Genomic DNA, 25748 nt, shown 5'->3' on the forward strand with positions numbered 1-25748 from the left:
GGTCGCGCCCTTTAAGGCCGGGCGGGGGCGATACCCCCGCCCGGCTGGCGGGTTTGTCAGTGCGCCCCGTACAGGGTGCCATAGGCGCCGCTGAACGCCTTTGAGAAAAAGAGCGCGTTAAAGAACATGCGCTGCGAACCGAAATAAGTGGCCCGGAACAGCGGATTGTCGGCGAACAGGATCAATGAGCCCCGGCCCTTGCGCTGGGCCGTCACGGCGGGCGTGCCCGCGATCCGGGACAGCCGCTCGTCGGAGGCATAGCCGGACGTAAGCGGCTCGTCGCCATAGACCGCCACGCGGGCGTAGGGGTCATCCGGCACCGGCAGGGTGAAGGTGCTGTTCCGGTTGGTGGCCACCCGGCCCCGCACCAGGCCGAAGCCGATGGGGTGAGTGATGTCCACCCTGCTGTCGAACACCGCCCCGCCGATCACATGCTCGGCGTCCCGCACGGCCTTGTCCTCATAGGCAAGGCGCGGCGCGGTGCCATTGGCGCCATTCGATCCACCGTCATCCGACCCTTCGTCGTCATCCGTCAGATGCTCCAGCGCCCATTCGGCGCCTTCGCTGTGGGCCACCACCGTGCCGCCGTCATGCATCCAGTCCCGGATGCGGCGGGTCACGTCCTCCCCGAAGGACAGGCCGCGCCCGCCCACCACGATCAGATGGGTGTAATCGGCCCAGCGCACCTCATCCAGCCGGTCAGCGCCCACCTTCACCAGCGGGTGCCCCAGCCGCACATCCAGCGCGTGCCAGACCTCCCCCGCGTCATAGGGGGAGACACCATCCCCCACCACCAGAAGCGGCTTGATCGGCTTCAGATCCGCCACGCTGTTGCGCCCGCCCAGATCGCCGCCGGGCTGGCGCGTGCGCCCGCTGACGACGGCATGAACGCGGATGCCGTCCGTCTCCGCGATGGTGGCGATTACCTCATGCAGCCGGTCGGGGGTCACCGTCTGGTCTTCCAGCGGCACGATCAGCGCGCCCCGATCAAGGCGCACCGCCCCCGCTTCGGTTTCCACCATGATCTGGCGCAGCGCCATGCGCACATGGATGTCCGCCCGGTGCAACCGCACAAGCGCCCGCGGGGCCAGGTCGTCGTCCCAACTCATCACATAGGCATAAGGGGTGGGCTTTGGCGCGGCCACGCTGCGCGTGGGGTTGGCCAGCATATCGGCGCTCGCCACCTCGCCCAGCTTGCCCTTCAGGCGTTCCCTGACCATGCCATGGTCCAGATTGTAGGCCAGCGGCAGGGTCCAGCCGGACACGTCATAAAAGATGTTTTCCGGGAAGTCGGTGATCCGCATGGTCACCGCCTTGGCCATCAGATATTGCGGCTGGTCATAGGGGATCACATAGCTGCCCGCCTCGAAGCGGCGGCCATCGTCTGTCTTCACGGGCTCGCTCAGCCGATGGACACGCACCCCGTGCCGCCCCATCAGATCGATAAAGCGGGCCAGGCGCGTGGGATTTTCCGGCGCGCGAAAGGCAACGCCCCTGATCTTGTCATCGCCCGCCTGTTCAGCCGCCTTTTGGAAAAAGGCCGCCTGATAGGCGTGCAGCCGCTGCCGCATACTGGCCGCCCCGCGAATGGTGGAAAGCGAGGTCAGATAGTGCTTGCGCACATTGTCCGCATAGGTTTTCAGGCCCTGATCGCTGTCGCGGGCAATCCCCATCTGGCCCCCGGCCTCAAACAGGATGCCAAGCCCGCCATTCACCTGCGGATAGGTGGAGCCTTTGCCGATATAGAAATTGTCGAAGCCTTCCTCGGAGAAATAAAGCCGATCCGCCGCGTCCAGCGCGTCGGCATGAAAATCCGCCATGTCATGCAGCAGCTTGCGGCCCTGATCCGGGATCAGCGGATATTTCCGCGCCGGAACGCCGGGGTGGAAATAATAGGTGGAATTCGGCCCCATTTCGTGGAAATCGGCGGATACATGGGGTTTCCACTTGTGCCATGCGCTGAGCCAGGCCCGGCTTTCCGGCTGGGTCTGCAACAGCCACTGGCGGTTCAGATCGAACCAGTAATGATTGGTGCGCCCGCCCGGCCAGCGGGCATTGTGCACCTCGTCCGCGGGGTCGGTGGCCGTTATCTTCGACATCCGGCTGGTCACCCAGGCGGCGCGGCGGGCATGGCCGTCCGGGTTGAAGATGGCGGTGATCAGAATAACGCTGTTGTCCAGCGTCGCGGTGATCCGCTCCCCCTGCGCCGCGGCCAGATGATACAGCGTGGGAATGGCGGCATCCATGCCGCTCGCCTCGGCGCCGTGCACCCCATAATTCAGCCATGTGACCACGGGCAGATCGTCAGACGCCTGATCCGCGCTTGCCGGATCGGTGCGCTTGAGATGATTGGCGCGGATCGTGTCCAGCCGGGCGCGATTGTCCGGTGAGGTGACGGTGATGAACAGGATGGGGCGGTTCTCGTGGCTGTAGCCGATGGTCTCCACCGACAGCCGGTCACTCGCCTTTCCCAGCGCCCGGATATAGCGCACCATCAGATCGTGCCGCACGGGCTGGCTGCCCAGTTCATGGCCCAGCACGCTTTCCGGCGTGGGAATGGCGGATTCATAGGTGGTGTCCGCCTCCAGGAAATAATCCAGCGGGGCCGCCCGGCCCGCCGTACCGGCCCCAATCATCATCACCAGAAGCGCCAGCGCCGCCGACAGCCGTTTCACAATCGCCGTCATTCAATCATCCCCCTTTTGCGTGGTCTTTACCAGTCGGGCCGCATCGATCGGCTGAAACCGGTCCAGCGTGCCCGCCCGATCCGGCATGGGATATTTCAGCCCGCTGCCGCAATTGAACAGAACCGTATCCGCATCCGGCGCCAGAAGGCCCCGGTCCACGGCCATGTCATAGGCCGCCAGTGTGGCGGCCCCTTCCGGGCAGAGCAACAACCCGGCCTTCACCCCGGCACGGGCGCGGGCGGATTCGATGGCGGCATCGCTCACCGCCAGGGCCGCGCCGCCGCTTTCGCGCACCGCGTCCAGAATCAGGAAATCCCCCACCGCCACCGGCACGCGAATCCCGGCGGCGAAGGTGTGGGCATCCTGCCACAGGGGCGCGTGGCGGTCACCCGCCTCATAGGCGCGCACGATGGGCGCACACCCTTGTGCCTGCACCGCGAACATGCGCGGGCGGTGCGCGCCAATCCAGCCCAGTCGCTCCATCTCGTCGAAAGCCTTCCACATGCCGATCAGGCCGGTGCCGCCACCGGTGGGGTAGAAAATCGCATCGGGCAGCCGCCAGCCGCGCTGCGCCGCCAGTTCCAGCCCCATGGTCTTCTTGCCCTCGATGCGATAGGGCTCTTTCAATGTGGACAGATCGAACCAGCCCGCCGCCGCCTTGCCATCGCCGACAATCTTGCCGCAATCATTGATCAGGCCGTTCACACGCCACACATGGCCGCCTTGCAGGGCGATTTCGCGCACATTGGCTTCCGGCGTGTCTTCGGGGCAGAAAATATAGCTTTCAAGCCCGCCCCGACTGGCATAGGCGGCCAGTGCCGCCCCCGCATTGCCATTGGTGGGCATGGCCAGCCGCTCAAGGCCCAGTTCCCTGGCCATGGATACCGCCACACCCAGCCCCCGCGCCTTGAAGCTGCCGGTGGGCAGGCGGCCTTCATCCTTGACCGCCACCAGGCCACCGGGGGCCGCCAGTTCAGGGGTTTCAATGAGCGGCGTATCCATCTCGCCCAGTCGGATGAGATTGGCGCTGTCCTGAAGCGGCAGCAATTCGCGCCATTTCCAGAAGCCGCCGGGGCGCGCCGCGATGGCATCCCGGTCCAGCGTATCGGCCAGCCGGGCCAGATCATACCGCACCAGCAGGGGGCGCCCGGCGGCGGACAGGCCGTGTACCTGGCCTGGGGCATAGCCCTGTTCACCGGTCAGGCTGCATTCCAGCGTGGTCACGGGGCCGCCCGTCAGGCGCGCGATCTCGGCCATATGTCCCCCTTCCGGCCTTGTGGTCGACCACGACAACGTGACCTGCCCGCGCGCCGGGATCAAGGGGGTGTACGCGGCAACGGCCCGTCAGGGGCCCGTCAGGTAAGCTGAATGGGCAGGGGAAAGGCAAAAAAGGCCAGGATAAAGGCGGCTCTGCCGGCCTTGTCGGCCAGCGGCAGGTCCAGCACATCCAGGGGAACGGTGCGCCCTTCCCCCATGGTGACCTGCCCCACGCCATGGCCCAGCACGCCATCTTCCACAAGGGCGGCGATATGATCCTTGCGGGTTTCATCGGGCAGAAAGTCCAGCGAACTGTAGCGGGTGCCGGGCCTGATCCGCCCGCAAAAGGCGGTGCGCACGTCCTCCCCCGCCAGGCGGCAGGTGCAATCGGTGGCGCATTCGGTCACTTCGCTCAGCAGAACGGAGCTGTGCCAGCCGCGCAGATCCCGGAACCTCATGTCCTCCCGGTACGGCATCTGCCGGTCCCCCCGCAAATGCTTCCACCAGGCCAGAACGGGCTGAAACGCGCCCGGCAGACCGTGGCTCTCCTCCGGGAAGAAACGGCGCACGGCCAGCGATGTCCCCACGGGACTGGACAAAGGGCCGGGCTGATCGCCAGCCGTCAACGGATTTGTGGAGCCTGTCATACTACGCCATACCACTTTTCAATTACCGTACTCGTGCAGGCGCAGCTTAGTCGGGGGTAATGAACATTTCCTTAAGTCCACCGCCAGGAAAACTTGAACCTGGGGAAGCGGCCTGATTAACTATGGCCACGCCCGGACAAGGGGCGGGCCGCAAGCGAACCGAACAGGGAATGGGCAAGACGGATTGGCCGCCAATGCGGGAAAGCACGGATATCTGCCCGCTCTGTGACAGGCCCCTGGGCCGCAGGCGGGAAGCACACCATCTGATCCCGAAGGCCCGTGGCGGCACGGAAACCGTCTGGCTTCATCCGATCTGCCACCGCAAGATCCATTCCCTGTTCGACAATGCCACGCTGGCCCGCACCCATCACCGGCTGGATACCCTGCGCCAGGACGGGGACATCGCCGCCTTCACACGCTGGCTCAGGGGAAAACCGCCCGACTTCCACCGCCGCACGGCACCCCGGCGCGGTGGCAGGCGGGGTTGATGAACGGACACCACATCACGGGGCACACAACGACGGCAGGGTACACAACACGGCAAGCGGAGTATGCAGGCTATGAACGGGCCACGGAAAAGCACCACACCCACCGACGGCGGAAACGCCCCCATCACCCCGCCACCGGAAACACCGGATCAATGGGCCGGGGCGGGCGAAACCGTCAGCCTGCACGGCCACCAGGTGTTTTTCCGGGACATTCCCGCCAAAGACGCCGCCGAATGCGATGACAGCGCCAGCGGAAGCGGGGACTCAGACGCCGCGGAGCCCGGCAGCGGGGCCACGATCTGCCTGCACGGCTTTCCCACCAGCTCGTTCGACTGGGTGTGGCTGTGCGATGCGCTCAGCGCCCATGACCGGCTGATCCTGCCCGACCTGCTGGATTATGGCCGCAGCACCACCCAGCACGGCAAGGCGGCCAGCATCATGGCACAGGCGGATATGGTCACGGCGCTCGCCGAGCATCTGGGGCTGACGGAAATTCGCCTGCTGGCCCATGATGTGGGCGATACGGTGGCGCAGGAACTGCTGGCCCGGCAACTGGAAAAAAGCCTGCCCTTCCGCATCACCCGCTGCCTGTTCCTGAACGGTGGCATCGTGCCCGAACTGCACCGCCCGCGCCGGGCGCAAAAGCTGCTGGCCAGCCCGCTGGGCGGGCTTGTGGCCCGCCTGATGGCGGCGGATCGGTTCAAGAAAGCCTTTGCCGCTGTGTTTTCGAAAAAGCATCAGCCGGATGCGGCCCTGCTGGACCTGTTCTGGGACGAAATCATGGGCAAACAGGGCCGCCCGGCGCTGGCCCGGCGCATCCGCTACATGGCGGAACGCAAGGCGTATGAAAGCCGCTGGGTGGGGGCGCTGAAGGGCACCACGGTGCCGCTGATGATGATCAACGGGCTGGATGATCCGGTATCCGGCGTGCACATGGCGGATGTGCTGTCCATCCGGGTGCCGGACATGAAAGTGGAAAGGCTGGCGGGTGTTGGCCACTATCCGCAAGTGGAAGCGCCCGACCAGGTGGCACCGCTCGCCATCGGCTTCCTGTTCGCCGATCGTAAAGGGGCCGGGCCTGACAAAAAGGGTACGGGCGCGGGCAAAAAGGAAAGCAAGGCGCGGAAATCCGGCGGTGAAAGGCCCGACGCGTGACCCCACCCCTGTCGCCGGTCGTCCGGCCCCGTCTTGCCAGCCTGCTGATCATCGCCGCCACCGCCACCGCGCTCAGCGCCGTGGACCTGGTATTGCCCGCCGTCCCCGCCCTGCCGGACCTGATGCAGACCAGCACGGCGCGCGCACAGTGGATCATGGCCGCCTTCGTGGCCGGGGCCACGCTGGGGCTGCCGCTGTTCGGCGCCCTGTCGGCCCGGCTGGGGCGGCGGCGCCTGTTCATCGCCGCGCTGGCCGCCTTTGCCGTCATATCGCTGGCGGGCGGGCTGGTGAATGATATTGATGGCCTGATCGCCGTGCGTTTCGCACAGGGGCTGGCATCCAGCGGCCCGGCGGTGCTGGCGCCGGGGCTGATCCGGTCCCTGTTCAGCGATGCGGGCGCCATACGCGCGCTGTCGCTCATGGGCAGCGTGGAAGCCCTGATCCCCGGCTTTGCGCCCTTGCTGGGCGCCTGGCTGTTCCAGCATTTTTCATGGCCCGCCGCCTTCTGGCTGACCGGCGCGGTGGCACTGGCCCTGACCGGAGTGGCGCTGGGCTGGCGCGGCCTGTTGCCGCGCGTGGGCACCGGCCAGAGCGCCAGCGGCAAAGGCGGCTATGGCCCGCTGCTGCGCAACCCCCGCTTCCTGCGCTATGCCAGCGGCCACACATTGGTGCTGGCCGCATTGCTCACCTTTGTTTTCAGCGCGCCCGCCGTGATGGTGCGCGCCATGGGCGGCACCATTGGCGACTTTATCCTGATGCAGATGATCGGCGTGACCACCTTCATCCTGGCCGCCAATGGCGCCGGTTGGCTGGTGGCCCGCACCGGTGCCGAGGCGATGATCCGCGCCGGCACACTGGTGGCCGCGCTGGGCGGCACGGCCCTTTTGGGCTATGCCCTTGCCGGGCGCGGCGACGCGGGCGACCTGAAATATCTGTTCTGGCTGCTCAATGCGGGGCTTGGTCTGCGGGTGGGGCCGGGCTTCGTGGCGGCGCTCAGGGCCACCGGCGGCGATGATGACCGGGGGTCGGCGCTGATCCTGCTGTCGGTCACCGGCATCGCCGCGCTGATGACCGCCGCCATCGCGCCCTTTGTGGAACGCGGCCTGCTGCCGCTTACCGCCGTGGTGGCGGGGCTGGCATGGCTGGCCGTTGTGCTGCTATACAGCCTGCCCGGCCATGCGGACAGAGAGGGCGAACCATGAACCCACATCCCCGGCGCAGCACGCGCCTGACCCCCGGTATTGCCTATGTGGACGGGCGCTATGTGCCGGTGTCGCGGGCGGGGGTCTCGATCGAGGATCGCGGCTATCAGTTCGCCGACGGCGTTTATGAAGGCATCGCCCTGCGCCGGGGCCGCCTGGTGGACCTGGAGGCGCATCTGGATCGGCTGGACCGGTCGCTGGCCGAACTGGCCATTCCCGCGCCCATGGCCCGTGGCCCGCTGCGACAGGTTCTGCAACAGGTGGTGCGGCGCAATCGCCACCGGGACGGCTTTGTTTACGTGCAGGTCACCCGCACCGCCGCCAGCCGGGACCACAAATACCCCGACGATCTCCGGCCCGTGCTGGTGGTCACGGTCAAGCGGCTGAATTTCGATGCGGTGGCCGCCCGCGCCCGCAAGGGTGTGGCCGCCGTGACCGCGCCGGACCAGCGCTGGGCGCGCTGCGATATCAAGTCCATCTCGCTGCTGCCCAATGTGATGGCCAAACAGCAGGCGGCGGAAGCCGGCGCCTTTGAGGCAGTGATGGTGGATGCGGGCGGCACCATCAGCGAAGGCAGCAGCACCAATATCTGGCTGGTGGACGCGGGCGGCACCCTGCGCACCCGCCCCCTCAGCGCCAACATATTGTGCGGCATCACCCGGCAGGTGGTGCTGAAACTGGCGGATCAGGCGGGCCTGCCCGTGGTGGAGGACGGCTTCACCCCGGCAGAGGCCCGCGCGGGCCGGGAACTGTTTCTGACCAGCACCACCAGCGCCGTGACCCCCATCGTGTCGCTGGACGGGACCCCCATCGCCGCCGGCCGGCCCGGCCCCGTGGCGCTGGACCTTCTCGCGCGGTATATGGATCATATGGACACGTCCTGACCCACCCCTTTCAGGCGCTGCGTGCGGCCATTCCCGGAACGGCCATTCCCGGCATGATCAGTCCGCATCCTTGAGGGCCAGAAATTCCGCCGCGCCGTGCAGGGCGGGATAGTCTTCCTCGATCAGGAAAGTGGGCATGGCTTCCATCAGGGGGCGCATCCGGCCCTTGTCCTCGAACCGGGCGCGAAAGTCCGATTTCAGGAAGGTGTCCTTCATGCGGGGCAATATGCCACCGCCCAGATAAACGCCGCCATAGGCCCCCATCAACAGGGCCACATCGCCCGCGAAAGAACCCAGGGTGGCCGAGAATATTTTCAGGGTCTCCACCGCCAGCGGATCGGTGCCATCCTGCCCCGCCTGCGAAATGTCAGCGGCGGTATTCAGGGGCGCGGACACCCCGTCCAGCCGGGCGAGCGCCTGATAGACCGATTCGATCCCCATGCCGGAAAGCAGACGCTCCACCGATACGCGGCCACCCACCATGCCTTCCAGCACGGCCAGCAGATCCCGTTCGCGGGCGTTCAGGGGGGCGAAGGCGATATGGCCGCCCTCACCCGATATCAGGGCCCAGTTTTCATGGCCGAACGGTGTCAGCGCCGCCAGGCCGAGCCCGGTGCCCGGCCCCAGCGCCACCAGCGTCCGGCGCGGGCGGGGGCCGCCATTGCCCACCGGGCACAGAGCTTCATCCGGCATGGGCGGCACGGCATAGGCCATGGCCGCCCAGTCATTCAGCAGGTCCAGCGAGCGGAAGCCCATGCGCTTTCGCACCGCCGAGCAGGAAAAGGACCAGTGGGCATTGGTCAGGGAAAAATGGTCGCCGTAAACCGGCCCGGCCACCGCCACGCAGGCCCGATCCACCCCGGAAACGCCCTGCCCGTCCAGATAGGCGCGCATGGCATCTTCCAGTGTGGGGAAGTCCGCTACCGGCAATGTGCGCGGGCTGTGGATCGCGTCGCTGTCCACATCGGCAAGGGCAAAGCGGGCATTGGTGCCGCCAATATCCCCCACCAGATTGACCCCGCCATTGATCCTGCCTGTCTCCATGCTCTCACTTCCACGCTTTTCACCGCCGCGGGCGGCACAAAACATGACCGCTCGGTCAAACCATGGGTGCAAACGATTGCACCCCCGTTCCATCTGGCTTAGTATCCGGCCCGCTGGCCCCGCACGGGGGCGGCAGCCAGCCATGGGGTGGTTTGGCACAGCCGGACGAGGGAGGCAACCCGGCTTGTGGGTTCGTATCTGCCGATCGGGGGAAGGGCGCCCCCGCGGCCCAACGCGGAGGGGGGCGTGTGACACAGGATCAGGGAACATCGAAACCACGCACACTGGCCGACCTGGCCAGACTGGCGGACGTATCCGAGGCCACGGTCAGCCGCGCCCTGAGCGACAGCCCGCTGGTCAATGCACGGACCAAGCGGCGCATTCGCGCGCTGGCGGACGAAGTGGGCTTTCATGTCAACACAAGCGCCCGCAATCTGAGGCTGAAGCGCACCCAGACGGTGGCGGTCATCATCCTGAAGGACGAGGATACCGGCCAGCCCATCTCCGACCCGTTCATGCTGGAAATGCTCGGTGGTCTGGCGGAGGAACTGGGCCAGGAAGGCTATAACATGCTGCTGTCCACCGCGCTGATCGCGGATCAGGACTGGAACAGCTATTTCCTTCAGACCAAGCGGGCGGACGGCCTGATCATCGTGGGTCAGGGCGCGCGGGACAACCGGCTGAAAGCCCTGGCCGCAGAGGGAACGCCCTTCGTGGTCTGGGGCGCGCAACTGCCCGATGCCAATTACGCCACCGTGGGGACGGACAATGCCCTGGGCGCCAGCAAGGCCATGACACACCTGCTGGATGTGGGGCGCCGCCGCATCCTGTTTCTCGGCTCCATCGAACACCCGGAAATCGAGCTGCGCTATCGCGGGGCACAGCGGGCCATGGCCGAGGCGCTCAAGGTGGGCATTGATGCCCAGCTTACGCAGACGCCCGCATCCTTCACCATCGAATCCGGCTATCGGACGGTCAAGGCGCTGCTGAGCAAGGAAACATTCGGATTTGACGGCATTCTGGCCGCCAGTGACGCCATCGCCATGGGGGCGATCCGCGCGCTGGAATCGGCGGGTCACAAGATACCGCGCGATATTTCCGTGGTGGGCTATGACGATGTGCCCATGGCGCGCTACTTCAACCCCACCCTGACCACGGTACGCCAGAACATGGCGGAAGGGGCACACGCCCTGGTCACGGTATTGCTGGAAATCCTGCAGGGCCGTCCGGCCCGGTCGGTGCTGCTGGATGGTCGGCTCGTGGTACGCGGAAGCTGTGGCGGCGAACCCACGCAGGAAGACGCCGAAGAAGACCTGCGCGGGGGAAGCAGGGGAATCAGCCGATAAACCGGCCCGGCGGGCACCCACAGAGCCCCCGCAGAGGCGCCCGCAAGGCGGTGCCCTGTCAGGCGGGGCTGTAGTCCGCCAGGTCAAAGGCGGTCATGGCGGGGATCACATAGTCCGCCTCGGCCAGGATATGGGCGGACCCCACGCCCAGCGCCGTCATGCCCGCGCGCTTGATGGCCGTCACGCCGGAAGCGGCATCCTCCACCCCCAGGCAATGGGCGGGGTCCAGGCCGAGCGCCTCCGCATTGGCCAGAAAGATATCCGGCGCCGGCTTGCTGTTGGCCACCTTCGCGGCGTCACCCATCACATCGAACCGATGCGAAATGCCCAGCGCCCGCACCACGGTGGCCGCATTGCGGCTGGCGCTGGCCAGGCCGATGGCGCACCCGGCGGCCCTGATCTGATCGAACGCCGCCGCCACGCCGGGCAGCAGGTCATCCGGCCCCAGGGCGGTGATCAGATCCTGATAATGAGCATTCTTTTCAGCGGCGAGGCGATCCTTTTCCGCCTCATCCAGCGCAATGCCGCCCTTTTTCAGGATTTCTTCAAGCGATTCCCGGCGCCCAAGGCCCTTCAGGGCTTCGTTGTCCTGCGCCTCGAAGGACACACCCAACTGGTGGGCCAGCCTCTGCCAGGCCAGAAAATGATAATGGGCGGTATCGGTGATGACGCCGTCCAGATCGAAAATAACGGCTTTGAATGCGGTGTCTGCCATGGCCTCGATACATGTTTCGGGTTGCAACCAGCGTCCTGTCTAAGCGCTGGGCGGCGCGGATGCAATCGCTTGTGCCCGAAACCGCACCTCAAGGCATCGTGATTGGGCGCCGCGCGCCAGACTTGTCATGATGACGGCGATCCGACAGCAACTGCTTCGCAATAAAAGGACGAACCGATGAAGATGATCAAGATTTTGACTGTATCGCTGGCCCTTCTGGGCCTGGCCACCAGCGCCAGCCTGGCGGATGGCCCCACCGCATCCGTCGCCGTGGGCGGCTATGACCTGGTGTCCTATTTCAAGGCAGATGAGCCCCGGCGCGGCAACGGCCACAACGCCGTGACCCACGACGGGACCACCTATCTGTTCGCCAATGCGGAAAACGCCGAAACCTTCAAGCAGAACCCCGACAAATATCTGCCCGCCTTTGGCGGTTATTGCGCCATGGGCATGGCCATGGGCAAGAAGCTGCATGTGGACCCGCTGGCCTACAAGATCGTTGACGGGCAGCTTTACCTGAATCTGGACAAGAAGGTTCAGGGCATGTGGGAAAAGAACCTGGACATGAACCTGGAAAAAGCCCGCACCAACTGGGACAAGATGACCAATTCCTGATTGTTGCGGCCTTTGAAACCGCGGTCGGCATACGTGCCGGCCGCCCTTCACATCCCCGTGAGTGCTTGTTGGCGCTCTTGGGGATAAAGGTTTAGGCTCCCTGCCATCATGGGCGATTTTCGCCCCAAACAAGGGAGACACCCCAATGACCGCTATCCGCACGCTGATCGCGGGCCTCGCACTGGCCCTGTTCACCTTTTCCGCCCATGCGGGGGATGCCCCGAAAGGCAGCACCGTGGCCGTCTGGGGCTATGACCTGGTGTCCTATCATCAGGAAGGCGGCCCGAAACGGGGCACCGGCAATCATGTGGTGGTGCATGACGGCAAGAACTATCTCTTTGCCACGGAAGAAAACGCCGACACATTCAAGGCTGACCCGGAAAAATACCTGCCGGCCTATGACGGCTACTGCGCCTATGGCATCGCCATGGGTCACAAGGTGATCGCCGATCCCACGGTCTATGACATCGTGGACGGCAAGCTGTACCTGAACCTGAACGATCGCGTTCAAAACATGTGGAATTCCGACCTGATGGACCTTCAAAAGCGCGCCGAAAGCGAGTGGTCCGACATGCCAAAGAATGACGCGGGCGCTGACTGATCGCCTCCCTGAATTCCGTGTTCCGCCCGGCCTCTTCGGGGGCCGGGCCCTTTACGGCGCCGCCTTTCAGCCCCACATGAGTCCTGCCATCCCGTGCGGCGGCCCGGATGAACGGGCCCCTCGCGGCAAACGGACAAGACGAAAGGAGGGCGCCATGAGCCATCATCAGCATGATCCGGGCCAGAAGGATCTGTCCCCGGCGGGCGCGCTCCGGGCCGCCCTGAAGCGCTATGATGCGCCGCAGGCCATTGTGGACGACACGGCCCTTTCCCATGACGACAAGGTGGCCCTGCTGCGCATCTGGGAATATGATGCGCGGGAATTGTCCGTGGCCTCGGAAGAAGGCATGAACCACCCCGGCCAGGGCAATGATCTGACAGACGTGACCGCGGCACTTCATGCGCTTGGCGAGACCGCATCCAGCATCAGCGGCCCGCCTTTCAAGCAGGGCGGCTAACCCCCCCGCTGTCCGACGCAGGTACGGATGACCCCGCCTTTACCCCGGCAGGCCCCTGAAGGGCGAAGGGCCGCGACCATCAGATGAAGTCCGCATCCTCGTCACACACATCCGCCGCCGAAACGGGCAGGTAGACCCGCATGGTGGTGCCGTGGCCGCGCACGCTCTCGATATCAAGCCGCCCGCCCTGCGCCTCCGCCAGCCCCTTGGCCAGTGTCAGCCCAAGCCCAAGCCCCTGTTCCTGGCTTTGCAGCACATTGGCGCCGCGCCAGAAAGGGGCGGTGGCCTGCCGAACCTGCTCCCGCGCCATGCCCTGGCCCTCATCCGTGATGGCGATGGCGTGAAACTGCTCCCCCCGTTCCAGACCCACCGTGACGGTGCTGCCGTCGCGGCTGAATTTCACCGCATTGCTCAACAGATTATTGACGATCTGGGCAACCCCCGTGGGGTCGGCATAAACCGTCACCGGCTCTGACGGCAAACGGCTTGCAAACCTGTGATGGCGCGCATCCGGCTGCATCCGGTAGGCGCGCACGATGTCCTGCAACAGGGCCGCCAGATCTATTTCCACCTGTGCCACCGGCGGCCCTTTCGCGCGGGACAACCCGGCCACATCCACAATGCTGTTGATCAGCGAAAGAAGGTGGCGCGCCTGGGTCAGCACAATATCCATCACTTCCCGCTGCTCGTCAGACAGGGCGCCATACTGGCCCTTGTCCAGCAGGTCGGCAAAACCGAGAATGGCATTGAGCGGCGTGCGCAATTCATGGCTGACCGTGGCCAGGAACTGGGTCTTGGCGGCGCTCGCCTCCTCGGCGCGGCGGGCTTCGCGCTGTAATTTCTGGCTGATTTCCAGCAATTCGATATTGCGGTTTTCCAGTTCCTCCCGGTCACGAATGATGGTCAGCACCATTGTGGCCCCGCCCAGTTCCATCTTTTTCAGCATGATCGCCACGGGCTGCCGCTGTCCGTCGGCGCGCACGGCGCTCACCTGCCGCATCATGGCCATCATGTGCGCCCGCTCCCCCGGCTGCACCATGAAATGCTCGGCCAGCGCGGCATGGTGTTCCCGAAAATCCGCCGGCACCAAGGTTTCCACCGACGTGCCCACCAGGTCCGACGGCTCATAGCCCAGCAGGGTGCGCACGCCCGGATTGGCCTCAACAATGGTGCGGTTTTCATCCACCAGTATCAGGCCGTCCGGCGTGGTCTCGAACAGGCGGCGAAACCGCACTTCGCTGCGTTCACGTTCCCGCCTGGCGTGCAGATGGTCGGTAATGTCCTCGCCAACGCCCTGAACGCGCACCAGCCGGCCTTCGGCATCGAAAAAGCCCCGATTGGTCCAGCGCACGGTGCGCAGGCGGCCTTCCGCATCCCGGTGCTGCTGCTCCAGCACGACGGTTGCGGCATCCGGCTCAAGACGCGCGAGCGCCGCCCGCGCATCCTCCATCGCCGCCGCATCCGACAGCATGTCGGACCAGCGGCGGCCCAGCACATCGCCCAGTTCAAGGCCGAAAAATTCCAGCGTGACACGATTGCAGAAAAGGATGCCGGTATCCGGCCCGTAATGCACCACCGGAAAAGGGTGATCGTCCAGAAGGCCGCGATAGAAAGCCTCTCCCGCCGATCGACTGCGTGCCTGTTCCAGCGTGTGGGTGATGTCCTGCACGGAAAAGACCATTTCCCGCAGCCGGTCCCCTTCCCAGGCGAAGGGGGCGCCATTGATGCTCAGAAACCGCCGCCTGCCATCGGGCCAGACAATGGCATGGCGGATATCATGAACCGCTTCCCCCGTCGCCATCACGCGGCGGAACGGCAGGTCTTCATCCGGCATGGGGCCGCCATCCAGCGCCGTGATATGCCATTCGGGATCGTTATAGCCACGCCGGGTCAGGCTGTCCCGCGTCAGCCCGTACAATGCCTCCGCCGCCGGATTGGCGTAGATGATGGCACCCGCGGCGTCCACAATGGTGATGGCGGAAACACTCGTTTCCATCACCACGTCCACACGCTTCTGATCCTGCATTGACCGGCTGACCCCGCAGATATGAAACACGAATCACACGCCAGAACGGGATCATAGGAAAGATCACACCGGGCGCAACCATCAAGGATGAAAGGTGCGGCTCCGGTCAGCCGGTGACCGCCACCGTCTGGTCGATGGCGCCGAACAGGCTGTTGCCCGCCGGGTCCAGCATCTCGATGCGGATACGGTCGCCAAAGGCCATGAAGGGCGTTTTCGCCTCGCCGGTCTCGATGGTCTCGATCATGCGGATTTCGGCGATACAGCTATAGCCCGCGCCACCCGCATCCACCGGCTTGCCCGCGCCGCCATGCAGCTTGTTGGATACCGTGCCCGACCCGATGATGGTTCCCGCCGTCAGCGGGCGGGTTCTGGCCGCATGGGCGATCAGGCGGCCAAAATCGAAGGTCATGTCCACGCCCGCGTCGGGCTTGCCGAACAGGCGGCCATTATAGGTGGACAGAAGCGGCAGGTGCAGCTTGCCGCCATGCCAAGCATCGCCCAGCGCGTCGGGACTGACCGCCACCGGGGAAAAGGCGCTCGACGGCTTGCTCTGGAAAAACCCGAAACCCTTGGCCAGTTCGCCGGGAATCAGGCCACGCAGGGACACATCGTTCACCAGCATCACCAGCTTGATGTGATCGCGCGCCTTTACCGGATCGGCCCCCATGGGCACGTCATCGGTGATCACCGCCACCTCGGCTTCGAAATCCACGCCCCAGCCCTCGGTCTGCGGCAGGGTGACGGGATCATGCGGCGCCAGAAAACTGTCCGACCCGCCCTGATACATCAGCGGATCATCCCAGAAACTTTCCGGCATCTCGGCCCCGCGCGCCTTGCGAACCAGTTCCACATGATTCACATAGGCGCTACCGTCCGCCCATTGATAGGCCCGCGGCAGGGGGCTGTGACAGTCCGCCTCGTCGAACGGCTCGCCTTTGGTGGCGCCACTGTCCAGACTTTCCGACAGCGCGCGCAGCCGTGGCAGCACACTGGCCCAGTCATCCAGCGCCGCTTGCAGGGTGGGCGCGATATCCGCCGCGCTCGCCATGCGCGTCAGGTCGCTGCTCACCGCCACCAGCCGGCCATCGCGGCCCTCTTTCAGGCTTGCCAGTTTCATCACACTCCCCCTTCAAAATTGCTGTTCGTATCCACACGCCCATGCCCCGGCGGGCTCAGTCCAGCGCGCCGGGAAACGATCCCTCACCATGCATCCAGGCCGCATGGCGCGGTGCCTTCTTGGTGCGCGACCATTCTTCCAGCATGTCTTCGGCAACCCGTTTCAGTTCCTCTTCCATACCAGGCCGCGCCGTCTGGGCCGCCAGTTCGATACGGTGGCCATTGGGATCGAAGAAATAGATCGACTGGAAAATGGTGTGATCCGTCAACCCCACCACCTCGATCCCGTCCGCTTCCAGCCGGGCCTTGGCCTTTTTCAGCGTGTCCACGCTGTCCACCTCGAAGGCGATATGCTGCACCCATTCGGGCGTGTTGCGGTCCCGGTCCATGTCCGGCTGGGTGGGCAATTCGAAAAAGGCCAGAATATTGCCCCGCCCCGCGTCCAGGAACACATGCATATACGGGTCCGGCTCACCGGTGGACGGCACCTTGTCCTCGGCAATGGCGACGGTGAAATCCATGTCCAGATAGTGCCGGTAAAAGTCCACCGTCTCCTTGGCGTCCCGGCAGCGATAGGCCACATGGTGAATGCCCTTCAGCATGGCATGGCTCCTTTCTCTTTCTGTGTGCGTTCAGGCGGCACGCAGCCTCGCGCAAACGTGCGCGGGGCGTGGTCGCGCCCTGGTTCAACATCAAGACCCTGCATAAATTCAGGCACCCTTTCCCGATGCGCCGTCATGCTGCCCTCTCGCGTTCAGGCGGCACGCAGCCTCGCGCAAACGTGCGCGGGGCGTGGTCACGCCCTGGTTCAACATCAAGACCCTGCATAAATTCGGGCACCCTTTCCTGATGCGCCGTCATGCTGCCCTCCCGCGTTCAGGCGGCACGCAGCCTCGCGCAAACGTGCGCGGCGGGCCTAATCCTGCAACTGGTCCCAAACCTCGCGGTCGCGCTCCGCCGTCCAGATGCGGGGCCAGTCCACGCCGTCGAATTCATCCCACAGGCGCTGCACGTCAAAGGGCAGGCAGTGTTCGAAGATCGGCCACGCCCCGAATTTGGGCGCCAACCGGGCATGGGTCTTGTCGAACGCTTCCTTCAGCGTGCCGCCCGCCTTGTGCACGGCGCCCACTTCCTCGATCATGCCGGTCAGAAAGCCACGGGTCTGCTCGATGGCCTTGTCCACCGCATCACGGCCCCTGACCACCGCGCCGCGGCCGCCGATCAGTGCCTCGGCCTGATAGCTCTTGATCCGGTTCAGCGTATCGGCGGCCCATTCCATGTGAAAGGCATCGCCGGTATAAAGCGCTGCTTCGGCTTCCACCAGATCACCGGCGAACAGAATCTTGTGCCGGGGCAGCCAGGCGATGATATCCCCCGCCGTATGGCCGCGCCCGCAATGTTCCAGCACCAGATCCCCCCGGTCACCGCCAAGCGGCAGGGTCAGCCGGTCGTTGAAGGTGATGTCGGGATGGGTCAGGCCGGGGATTTCCTCCGGCTGGCGGAACAGGCGCGGCATCCGGCCATACTCACTGTCCCAGTCCTCTTTGCCCCGCTCGTCCACCAGAAAGCGGGTCATGTCGTGGGCGATGATGCTGTCGGCCTCGAAAGCGCTGGCGCCCAGCACCCGCACCGCATGATAATGGGACAACACCAGATAGCGCACCGGCTTGTCCGTATGCTGGCGAAGCTGTGCCAGCCAGTCGCGCGCGGCGCTGGGCGTGGCGCGGGCCTCGAAGGCGATCAGATGATCTTCCGCCTCGATGGCGCCCACATTGGGGTCGCCCTCCGCGGTCAGGGCATAAACCCCGTCCGCCAGCACTTCCAGGGTTTCGGTCTTTTCCGTCAGGTCCGCTGATGAGGCGAATGGCTTGGTCATGATGGTTCCCCTTTCAAGGCATCGGATGCGATATGATCCACCGGGTCCGCCACACTGTGGCCCATGGTCCGGCGCACCAGGGCGGTGGCCTCGGCGATCACGTCGCCGTCGCCGATATGGTTGGCCAGCGTCAGGATCAGCCGGGCATTGGCCGCATGGCTTTCCGCCTCGCTCATGTCCCGGTGCATGTCGATGATCAGATTATAGACCCGATCCGGGTCTTCCGGGCGTGTGGTTTGCGCCAATTGGCTCATGGATGTCCTCCCCTTGTCAGGCTGCCGCCACGCGCGCATCGCGGCCCAGCGCCTGATCCCGCGCGGCGCGCACGGCCCCCGCATCGAAGCTGCGCATCCGGGCGGCCACATGCTGGTCCGGGCGGATCAGATAACAACTGCCGTCACGGGCATCATAGCGCCGGGCCAGCAGCCCCTTTTCATCCGCCAGAACGGGGATCGCGCCGCCGTCCGGGTGATCGTCGCTGATCACCAGCGGCTGAACCGGCACGGGGCTGTCCGCCATCAGGGCGCTCAACGCCTCGTAATCCGCCTTGTCCAGCACCCCGTCCGCCTTGAACAGCAGCAGGTGGAACCGGTCGCCCAGATGGTCCAGCAACCAGCCGTCCCCGTCCCGCGCGCGCACCGGCCCGTCCAGCGCCACCGTGCCGGGCGCGCAGGGGCTGTGGAACTCCCCCGCGTCGGGCGTGTTCAGCGGGCTTTCGGGATACGGCACCGGCGTGGACAGCCGGCCCGAATTCACATAGGCGCGGGCAAAGGGCTCGGTGCGGGCCAGTTCCAGCACGCTGTCCCGGAACAGCCGGGAAATATCGCTTTTCGGCGTAATGAAATCGGTGGATCGGGTGGAATTGAGAATATTGATCCGGGCCGCGTGCTGGCGTTCCGCATCATAGCTGGCCAGCAGGCTTTCGGGCGCGTCGCCGCGCACCACCAGCGCCAGCTTCCAGGCCAGATTGTCCGCGTCCTGAATGCCGCTGTTCGCCCCGCGCGCGCCGAAGGGGGAGACCAGATGGGCACTGTCCCCGGCAAAGATGACGCGCCCGTCCACCATGCGATCCACCTTGCGGCAATTGAAGGTATAGACGCTGATCCATTCATATTCAAAATCGATCCCGTCCCCCAGCATGGCGCGGATGCGCGGTGTCACATTTTCCGGTTTGACCACCGCGTCCCGGTCGATATCCCAGCCGAGTTGAAAATCGATCCGCCACACATCGTCCGGCTGCTTGTGCAGCAGAACGCTCCGGCCCGGCGCGAAGGGCGGATCGAACCAGAAATGCCGCTCGCTGGGATAGGGGCGGGAGAATTTCACGTCCGCGATCAGGAAGTTGTCCTGAAAGGTCTCCCCCTCAAAGGGAATGCCGCGCATCTTGCGGATCGGACTGTGGCAGCCATCCGCCGCCACCAGCCAGCGGGCGCGCAGGCCATACGACCCGGCATGGGTCCGCACGTCAAGGCGCACGCCGTCCGCCTCGTCCATGACGGCGACCACTTCATTGCCCCAGCGCAGGTCCACCCGGTCATGGTCCTGCACCAGAGCCACATTGTAACCCTCGTTGTAATATTGCTGGATATTGATCATGCCGGGGAATTTCTGATCCTTCACCGGCAGCAGATCGAAGCTGTAAACCGGTTCCGGCGCGTCGCCGAAAAAGACCCGGCCCACATCCCAGCTCACGCCCTTATCCAGCATGGTTTCGCCAAAGCCCAACCGGTCCATCACCTCCAGCGTGCGCTTGGCATAGCAGATGGCGCGGGACCCGTCGGAAAGCTGGGTATCCCGGTCCAGCAGCACCACGCGCACGCCGTGGCGGGCCAGGTCCAGCGCCAGCGCCAGCCCCACCGGCCCGGCGCCCACAACGGCCACGTCGGTTTCTTCCGTCTCGCCCGCCGCCACGGCGGGCGGCACACTGGGCTCATATCTGGGTGGTACATACGGCATGGCCAAAGTCTCCCCCTCTTTTGCCAACGCTCTTGTCATACCCCAGCGGCGCGCGCCCGGCTGTCGTCGGAAAAAGGGACAGCGGCGCAAGGCCCCTCAACCGGCGCTGGCCGCCTTCAGGCACAGGGAAAACAGCTCGTTCTGGCTGGCGATGCCCAGCTTGTGATAGGCGCGCTTGCGATAGGTGGCCACGCTGGTGGGCGCAATGGCCAGGTCCAGCCCGATACCGGTGGTGGTATAGCCCAGCAGGATACGCTCGCACACCTGCCGTTCCCGGTCGGTGAGCCGGTCAAAGGGCGGGGCGTCCCGGCTGATCACATTGTGCACGATGGACTGCCGGTGCAGGTTTTCGCTGCCATTGTCCAGATGCACGTCGCCGCGCGCGCGGGCCAGCGTGTAATGCGCCGCCACCAGCGCCGTGGCCAGCGGCATCACCTGTTCCAGGGCGTGCATGTCCTCACTGGAATACGGCGCTGAACCGGACATGCGATAAAAGTTGCAATAGACCTGCCCATCTTCGATTCGCCCCACGCTGGCGGTCTTGTCGATCAGGCCGGTGCGGTCGAAGAAGTGGTTGCGATAGGCCGGGTCCATATCGTCCGGGCGGCGGTGGATCAGGGCGGCATAGTCCTGCCCGCCCATCTCGCGCAGGGCCTCGAAATTGGGGTCCTGATCGTGGAAGCGTTCCACATAGTCCCGCGCCAGCGCCTCCGCCCTTGCATCGGGCATGGTGCTGTGGGTGAAAAGGTGGCCCGCCTCCCCCTTTGGGGAATAGGTGAAGACGGCGCAGTGATCCACCGGCACCACGGCGGACAGAAAAGCCATCAGCCTGTCCTCGAACGCGGGGGTGCCGAGCGCGCGTACCGCCTCCGCCGCGGCGCGGGCATGTTCGCCCAGCACGGGGAACTGATTGTAAAGCCCGCTGAGCGAGCCGCTGGCGGGCTTGTCCGCCCCGTCCGTGGCGCCCTTGCCGGTTTTGGCAGTGCTGGTTCTGGCCCGGTGCATCATGCCCCCGATCCGGTTGGCGTTCAGTGATCGCTGGCGGATTCGATGCCGGTACCCAGTTCCGAGCGCTGGCGCTGTGCCTCGAACAGGGCGCGGTCGGTCCCGGCACGGTCACTGCGGTCCAGCCAGGATACCACAAGAATCACCAGAAACGTAAGCGGCATGGCGATGATGGTGGGATAGGTATAGGGGAAGATCGCCGCCGGCTTGCCCAGCACATCCACCATCACACCGGGAGAGAGCAGGATCAGCACCACCGCCACCACCAGCCCGATCAGGCCGCCCGCAACGGCGCCGCGCGTGGTCAGACCCTTCCAGTACATGGCCATGATGATGATGGGAAAATTGACACTGGCCGCCACGGCCAGCGCGAAAGCGGCGGTCACGGCCACATTCTGCCCCTCGAACACGAAGCCCAGAATCACCGCCACTACGCCGATCACCAGCGTGGCGATGCGGCTGACGCCCATGGTGCGTTCCTCGCTGGCATGATCGCTGAGGCTGGCATACAGGTCCTGCGCCACGGTGGCCGCGCCGGACAGCGTAAGCCCCGCCACCACGGCAAGAATGGTGGCAAAGCTGACCGCCGCCATGAAGCCCAGCATCAGATCACCGCCCAAAGCGTGGGACAGGTGGATCGCCACCATATTGGCGCCGCCGATCAGAACACCGCCCGCATCCGCATAATCCGCATGGCCCGCCAAGACGCTCAGCGAGCCCAGCCCGATGATCAGGATGAGGATATAGAAATACCCCATGATGCTGGTGGCATAGAAAACCGATTGCCGCGCGGCGGCGGCATCCTTCACCGTAAAGAAGCGCATCAGCACATGGGGCAGGCCCATCACGCCGAACGCCATGGTCAGCGCCGTGGTGATCACCGCCACCGGATCACCGCCGAACCAGCCCCCCGGCACCAGAAAGGCATCCGGCGCGCCGGGCGTTTCCCGGCTGCGGGCGAAAAGCGCGGCGACGGAAAAATCGCTGGTGGCCAGCAACAAGGCCGCCAGCCAGGTACCGCCAAGCAGCAGCAGCGCCGCCTTGATAAGCTGCACCCAGGTGGTGGCCACCATGCCGCCAAAGGCCACATAGATCACCATGAGCACGCCCACCAGCACCACGGCCACGCCATAATCCAGCCCGAACAGCAATTGCACCAGCGTGCCCGCACCCACCATCTGCGCGATCAGGTAAAAAAGCACGATGGACAGCGACACCAGTGACGCCATCAGCCGGAGCGGCTTCTTGTCCAGCCGGAAGGACACCACATCAATAAAGGTGAAGCGGCCCAGATTGCGGAACCGTTCGGCAATCAGCATCAACATGATGGGCCAGCCCACCATGATGCCGATGGCCAGCACGAAGGCATCCACGCCACGAAAATACAGCGCCCCGGTAATGCCCAGAAAGGTGGCGGCGGACATGAAATCCCCGGCGATGGCCATGCCGTTCTGCAAGGGCGTGATGCCGCCTGAGGCCACCAGGAAATCCTGCCGCGACTTCACCTGCCGGGCCGCCCACCAGGTGATGCCGAGCGTTGAGGCCACAAAAGCGATGAAGATGGTGATTGCGGTCCAGTTGGTGTCGCTCCGCCCCCCGGCGGTAACCGCACCCACGGCCATCGCGGCGGGACTGGCGAGAAAAGCGGCGAGAATCAGACCCAGACGCTGCATCATTGCCCCGCCTCCCCGTTTGCTGCGCGATCCGCCGCGTTGGCGCGATCCTTCAGGCGGCGGATTTCCGGGTCCAGCCGGTTGATGGACCACCAACTGTAAAAACCCGCCGTTCCGGCCCCCGCCAGCACGATCAGGATGGACAGCCAGACCGTGCCGTTCAGGCCCAGCATAAGCGGCGACATGGCCCAGCCCGGCTGACCGGCCAGCGCATAGACATACAGGGCCAGCAGGCCCAGCAGGCCCAGTGTGGCCCGAACGGCCACCCGCAGGCGGCGGCGAATAATGGCATTGATGGCAGCTTGATCCGTCATGGTCCCTCCCCTCGCGCGGCGGTCTGAACGGGGGCCGCCGCCCGGTACAACTGTGTCACAAAAGCGCCGGCCCCGCCATCGGGGCCGACGCCTGTACCGGCCGCCGCCCCACGAGGGGGCGGCGAACGGGTCGGTCAGTAATTCCAGGTCACCGACAGGCCATAGGTGCGCGGATCACCGAACAGTGCAAAGGCGATCCGGCTGCCCCGCTGGGAGAAAATATGCGTGCGATACTCTTCATCGCCGATATTCTTCATCCAGGCGGCCACTTCCCAGACCTGATCCGGGGACTGCCACGCCACACGGCCATCCCAGATTTCATAACCCGGAATGTCGGTGATCGGGTTGTTGTTCGGGTCGAAGAACGACCGGCTCTGATAGCGATAGTTCAGCCGGGCATAGATGCTGCTGTCATCGGCAAGCGTGTGGGTGTACTGGCCGAACAGATGCACCATGTGCTCAGGCGCCTGCCGCAGGCGGTTGCCGTCGAAATCGCCGCTGTCGGTGATGGTCCCGTCCGCCGTGACGGACGGCGTGCCCTGGAAGTTGGTGAAGGTGGCATCCAGATAGGCATAGGAGCCGCCCACTTCCAGTTCGCGCGTGATCAGGCCGGTGAATTCCACTTCCACGCCCTTGCTTTCGGCCTCGCCCGCATTTTCGGTGATGAACTCGCCGAACCCGCTGGTGATGGGCTGGAAGAAGCGCGTTACCTGAAGATCGTTATAATCGGTGAAGAAGGCCGTCACATTCAGCCGCAGCCGACGATTGAACAGGTCCGACTTGAAGCCCGCCTCATAGTTGGTGGCGTTTTCCTCGTCAAAGGCGGTGGACGCCCGCTCGGCGGTGGAGGCGGACCCCACAAAGCCGCCCGACTTGAAGCCGGTGGACGCATTGGCGAACAGCAGCACTTCGTCATTGAGCCGGTAATCCACTGCCAGGCGCCAGTCCACATTCTCCCAGCTTTCGGAGAAATCGACCCGCTCGAACGGCTTGATCAGCAGGCCGAGTCCCTGCGGCACCAGACCTTCGGCCCAGCCTTCCTTCTTGTCATAGGAATAGCGCAGGCCCCCGGTCAACGACAGGTCCGCGGTCAGATCATAGGTGGCCTGCCCGAAAACGGAGAAGCTGGTACCGTCATTGAACTGGTTGGAGGTGTTGATGTCATTGCCGTCCGGCCCGCCGAGACGGGGGAAGATGAACTCTTCCGTGCGCTCGATCTCTTCCTCCGAATAGAACACGCCCGCCAGCCATTCCAGCGGCCCGGCGGAATTGGATGCCAGCCGGACTTCCTGGGTGAACTGCTCGGCGTCTTCCTGAACCGCATCGGAAATATCGAAGGTGAAGCCGCGATCCGCCGCGCCGGTCAGAAGCGGCCCGGCGCTGGGCTGGGTCAGGTCGACCTGGCTGTCAAAGGCGGGCAGCCCGGTGCTGTCTTCCAGATAGTCGTAATCGCTCTCCCTGACCGCCGTGATGGAGGTGAGCGTCATGCCGGAAAAGTCATAGTTCACCTTCAGATAGCCGCCCCAGATATCCCGCTCGGTGAAGCCTTCCTCGTCGGCCAGCGTGGTAAAGGGATCACCGTCCCCGCCCAGCGCTTCATTGACCGCCAGCGGGTCGGACGCACAGCCGCAATCATGCAGCGGGCCCACGGCGCCCACCGCCTCCCGGTTGGTGGCGCCCATGCTGTCATCGGCCCCGTCCAGGGACAGGATCACCTCAAGGTCCGGGCTGGGCACCCAGCGCCACTGATTGCGCCATGAAAAGGTGTTCTTTTCGCCCCATTGCTCGCCGAAATTCTCGCCCGGCAGCACATTGGTCAGGAAGCCGTCATGCTTGCGCCGGGAAAAGGACACCTTGGCGAACAGATTGTCCGTCACCGCGCCGGAGATCAGACCGCCGGTGTCGAACTTGTCGTAATTGCCCACGGTCTGCCGGAACCGCATCTCGGTTTCCGCCGTGGGCTTGTGGGTGACAAAATTCACCGTGCCGGCAATGGCATTCTTGCCGTACAGCGTGCCCTGCGGCCCGCGCAGCACTTCCACCCGTTCCAGATCGAAAATGTCGAACACCTGCGCCGTGCGCGCGGCAATGTACACGCCGTCCACCGAGACCACGGTGCTGTCGCTGGCGGATGCGCCGTCCTCCTTGGTGCCGATGCCGCGAATGGCGATTTCCGGCTGGCCGGGGGCGAAGGCGGCGAATACCATGCCCGGCGTGCGGTTGCCGATGTCCTGAAGATTGTCGATGCCGTCCTTGCGCAGCGTGTCGCCGGAAAAGGCACTGACCGAGACGGCGATATCCTGAAGGCTCTCCTCCCGCTTTTGCGCGGTAACGGTGATTTCCTCAAGGCTGTAAAGGTCTTTCCCCGCACCGGATTCCTGTGTTGCGGTTTCCTGTGCGGCGACGCCGACGGGTGCGGCCATGATAACGGCCAGCCCACTTACGCCAGCCAGATAGGCTGCTTTATTCATGATGTCCCCTCCCAAGGTTGTGTGCCCGGCTGTCCCTCCCGAGACATTCATTGACCGGACGGTCGTTCAATAACCTGGCAAAAAAATGCCGATCACTCGCAACTCTGCACTGTGCCGCCCGGATGGCGCCGCCGCTGTCCCCCCAACATAGGACAGGCAGGGGACAGGTGGGGCGACGGCGGATGACAGCATTGACACCGGGCGCGCGGCCCG

General features: G+C 65.0%; 23 protein-coding genes. 8 read left to right on the forward strand and 15 right to left on the reverse strand.

What is annotated here, in order from left to right:
• Positions 1-56 precede the first annotated feature (56 nt).
• From WGH93_RS07130 to WGH93_RS07140, 3 genes are all read right to left on the reverse strand, one after another.
• Entirely contained in the window at positions 57-2687 is a 2631-nt protein-coding gene (locus tag WGH93_RS07130; RefSeq protein WP_374764178.1) for a M14 family zinc carboxypeptidase, read from the reverse strand.
• Positions 2688-3944: a threonine synthase gene (locus WGH93_RS07135; protein WP_374764179.1), complete on the reverse strand. Its 1257-nt coding sequence runs from the start codon at positions 3942-3944 to the stop codon at positions 2688-2690. It lies immediately after the preceding gene.
• A 98-nt stretch (positions 3945-4042) separates the two neighbouring features.
• Entirely contained in the window at positions 4043-4591 is a 549-nt protein-coding gene (locus WGH93_RS07140) for a PAS domain-containing protein (protein WP_374764180.1), read from the reverse strand.
• 194 nt (positions 4592-4785) lie between these two features.
• Here WGH93_RS07140 and WGH93_RS07145 point away from each other — a divergent pair, with 194 nt between their 5' ends.
• From WGH93_RS07145 to WGH93_RS07160, 4 genes are all read left to right on the forward strand, one after another.
• The gene (locus WGH93_RS07145; protein ID WP_374764181.1) at positions 4786-5079 is read left to right on the forward strand and encodes an HNH endonuclease signature motif containing protein; all 294 of its coding nucleotides are present in this window, start codon (positions 4786-4788) and stop codon (positions 5077-5079) included.
• A gap of 72 nt (positions 5080-5151) precedes the next feature.
• Positions 5152-6234: an alpha/beta fold hydrolase gene (locus WGH93_RS07150; RefSeq protein WP_374764182.1), complete on the forward strand. Its 1083-nt coding sequence runs from the start codon at positions 5152-5154 to the stop codon at positions 6232-6234.
• Positions 6231-7436, forward strand: a complete 1206-nt coding sequence (locus tag WGH93_RS07155) for an MFS transporter (protein ID WP_374764183.1) — start codon at positions 6231-6233, stop codon at positions 7434-7436. Before WGH93_RS07150 ends, WGH93_RS07155 begins: the two co-directional genes overlap by 4 nt.
• The gene (locus WGH93_RS07160) at positions 7433-8320 is read left to right on the forward strand and encodes a D-amino-acid transaminase (protein WP_374764184.1); all 888 of its coding nucleotides are present in this window, start codon (positions 7433-7435) and stop codon (positions 8318-8320) included. The genes WGH93_RS07155 and WGH93_RS07160 overlap by 4 nt, the downstream gene beginning before the upstream one ends.
• 57 nt (positions 8321-8377) lie before the next feature.
• Here the strand turns inward: WGH93_RS07160 and glk are convergent, their stop codons facing one another.
• Positions 8378-9364, reverse strand: coding sequence for a glucokinase (gene glk / locus WGH93_RS07165; RefSeq protein ID WP_374764185.1), 987 nt, complete (start codon positions 9362-9364; stop codon positions 8378-8380).
• 248 nt (positions 9365-9612) lie between these two features.
• Between glk and WGH93_RS07170 the strand changes: the two genes are divergently transcribed.
• Positions 9613-10710: a LacI family DNA-binding transcriptional regulator gene (locus WGH93_RS07170; protein ID WP_374764186.1), complete on the forward strand. Its 1098-nt coding sequence runs from the start codon at positions 9613-9615 to the stop codon at positions 10708-10710.
• Between the two features lie 58 nt (positions 10711-10768).
• Here WGH93_RS07170 and pgmB read toward each other — a convergent pair whose 3' ends face one another.
• On the reverse strand, positions 10769-11425 hold the full coding sequence (gene pgmB, locus WGH93_RS07175; protein WP_374764187.1) for a beta-phosphoglucomutase: 657 nt from the start codon (positions 11423-11425) through the stop codon (positions 10769-10771).
• Positions 11426-11608: 183 nt separating this feature from the next.
• On the opposite strand from pgmB, the gene WGH93_RS07180 reads away from it, so the two are divergent.
• From WGH93_RS07180 to WGH93_RS07190, 3 genes are all read left to right on the forward strand, one after another.
• On the forward strand, positions 11609-12040 hold the full coding sequence (locus WGH93_RS07180) for a YHS domain-containing (seleno)protein (protein WP_374764188.1): 432 nt from the start codon (positions 11609-11611) through the stop codon (positions 12038-12040).
• A 145-nt stretch (positions 12041-12185) separates the two neighbouring features.
• A complete protein-coding gene (locus tag WGH93_RS07185) occupies positions 12186-12641 on the forward strand; it encodes a YHS domain-containing (seleno)protein (RefSeq protein ID WP_374764189.1) in 456 nt (151 codons plus the stop codon).
• Positions 12642-12795: 154 nt separating this feature from the next.
• Complete coding sequence (locus tag WGH93_RS07190) at positions 12796-13098, forward strand: hypothetical protein (RefSeq protein ID WP_374764190.1); 303 nt, start codon at positions 12796-12798, stop codon at positions 13096-13098.
• Between the two features lie 79 nt (positions 13099-13177).
• On the opposite strand, the gene WGH93_RS07195 is transcribed toward WGH93_RS07190, so the two are convergent.
• The 10 genes from WGH93_RS07195 to WGH93_RS07240 form a co-directional block, all read right to left on the reverse strand.
• The gene (locus tag WGH93_RS07195) at positions 13178-15124 is read right to left on the reverse strand and encodes a sensor histidine kinase (RefSeq protein WP_374764191.1); all 1947 of its coding nucleotides are present in this window, start codon (positions 15122-15124) and stop codon (positions 13178-13180) included.
• Between the two features lie 106 nt (positions 15125-15230).
• Positions 15231-16241: a fumarylacetoacetate hydrolase family protein gene (locus WGH93_RS07200; protein WP_374764192.1), complete on the reverse strand. Its 1011-nt coding sequence runs from the start codon at positions 16239-16241 to the stop codon at positions 15231-15233.
• Positions 16242-16296: 55 nt separating this feature from the next.
• A complete protein-coding gene (locus tag WGH93_RS07205) occupies positions 16297-16842 on the reverse strand; it encodes a VOC family protein (RefSeq protein WP_374764193.1) in 546 nt (181 codons plus the stop codon).
• A 314-nt stretch (positions 16843-17156) separates the two neighbouring features.
• Positions 17157-18119, reverse strand: coding sequence for an MBL fold metallo-hydrolase (locus WGH93_RS07210; RefSeq protein ID WP_374764312.1), 963 nt, complete (start codon positions 18117-18119; stop codon positions 17157-17159).
• On the reverse strand, positions 18113-18370 hold the full coding sequence (locus WGH93_RS07215) for a DUF2783 domain-containing protein (RefSeq protein ID WP_374764194.1): 258 nt from the start codon (positions 18368-18370) through the stop codon (positions 18113-18115). The genes WGH93_RS07210 and WGH93_RS07215 overlap by 7 nt, the downstream gene beginning before the upstream one ends.
• Before the next feature lie 16 nt (positions 18371-18386).
• Complete coding sequence (locus tag WGH93_RS07220; protein ID WP_374764195.1) at positions 18387-20072, reverse strand: FAD-dependent oxidoreductase; 1686 nt, start codon at positions 20070-20072, stop codon at positions 18387-18389.
• Between the two features lie 96 nt (positions 20073-20168).
• On the reverse strand, positions 20169-21080 hold the full coding sequence (locus WGH93_RS07225; protein ID WP_374764196.1) for a helix-turn-helix transcriptional regulator: 912 nt from the start codon (positions 21078-21080) through the stop codon (positions 20169-20171).
• A 20-nt stretch (positions 21081-21100) separates the two neighbouring features.
• Positions 21101-22753: a sodium:solute symporter family transporter gene (locus tag WGH93_RS07230; RefSeq protein ID WP_374764197.1), complete on the reverse strand. Its 1653-nt coding sequence runs from the start codon at positions 22751-22753 to the stop codon at positions 21101-21103.
• Entirely contained in the window at positions 22750-23064 is a 315-nt protein-coding gene (locus WGH93_RS07235; RefSeq protein WP_374764198.1) for a DUF485 domain-containing protein, read from the reverse strand. The genes WGH93_RS07230 and WGH93_RS07235 overlap by 4 nt, the downstream gene beginning before the upstream one ends.
• Positions 23065-23198: 134 nt before the next feature.
• Positions 23199-25535: a TonB-dependent receptor gene (locus tag WGH93_RS07240; RefSeq protein ID WP_374764199.1), complete on the reverse strand. Its 2337-nt coding sequence runs from the start codon at positions 25533-25535 to the stop codon at positions 23199-23201.
• Between the last annotated feature and the right edge of the window lie 213 nt (positions 25536-25748).

The organism is Yunchengibacter salinarum (assembly GCF_037658235.1).
Taxonomy (GTDB): domain Bacteria; phylum Pseudomonadota; class Alphaproteobacteria; order Sphingomonadales; family Kordiimonadaceae; genus Yunchengibacter; species Yunchengibacter salinarum.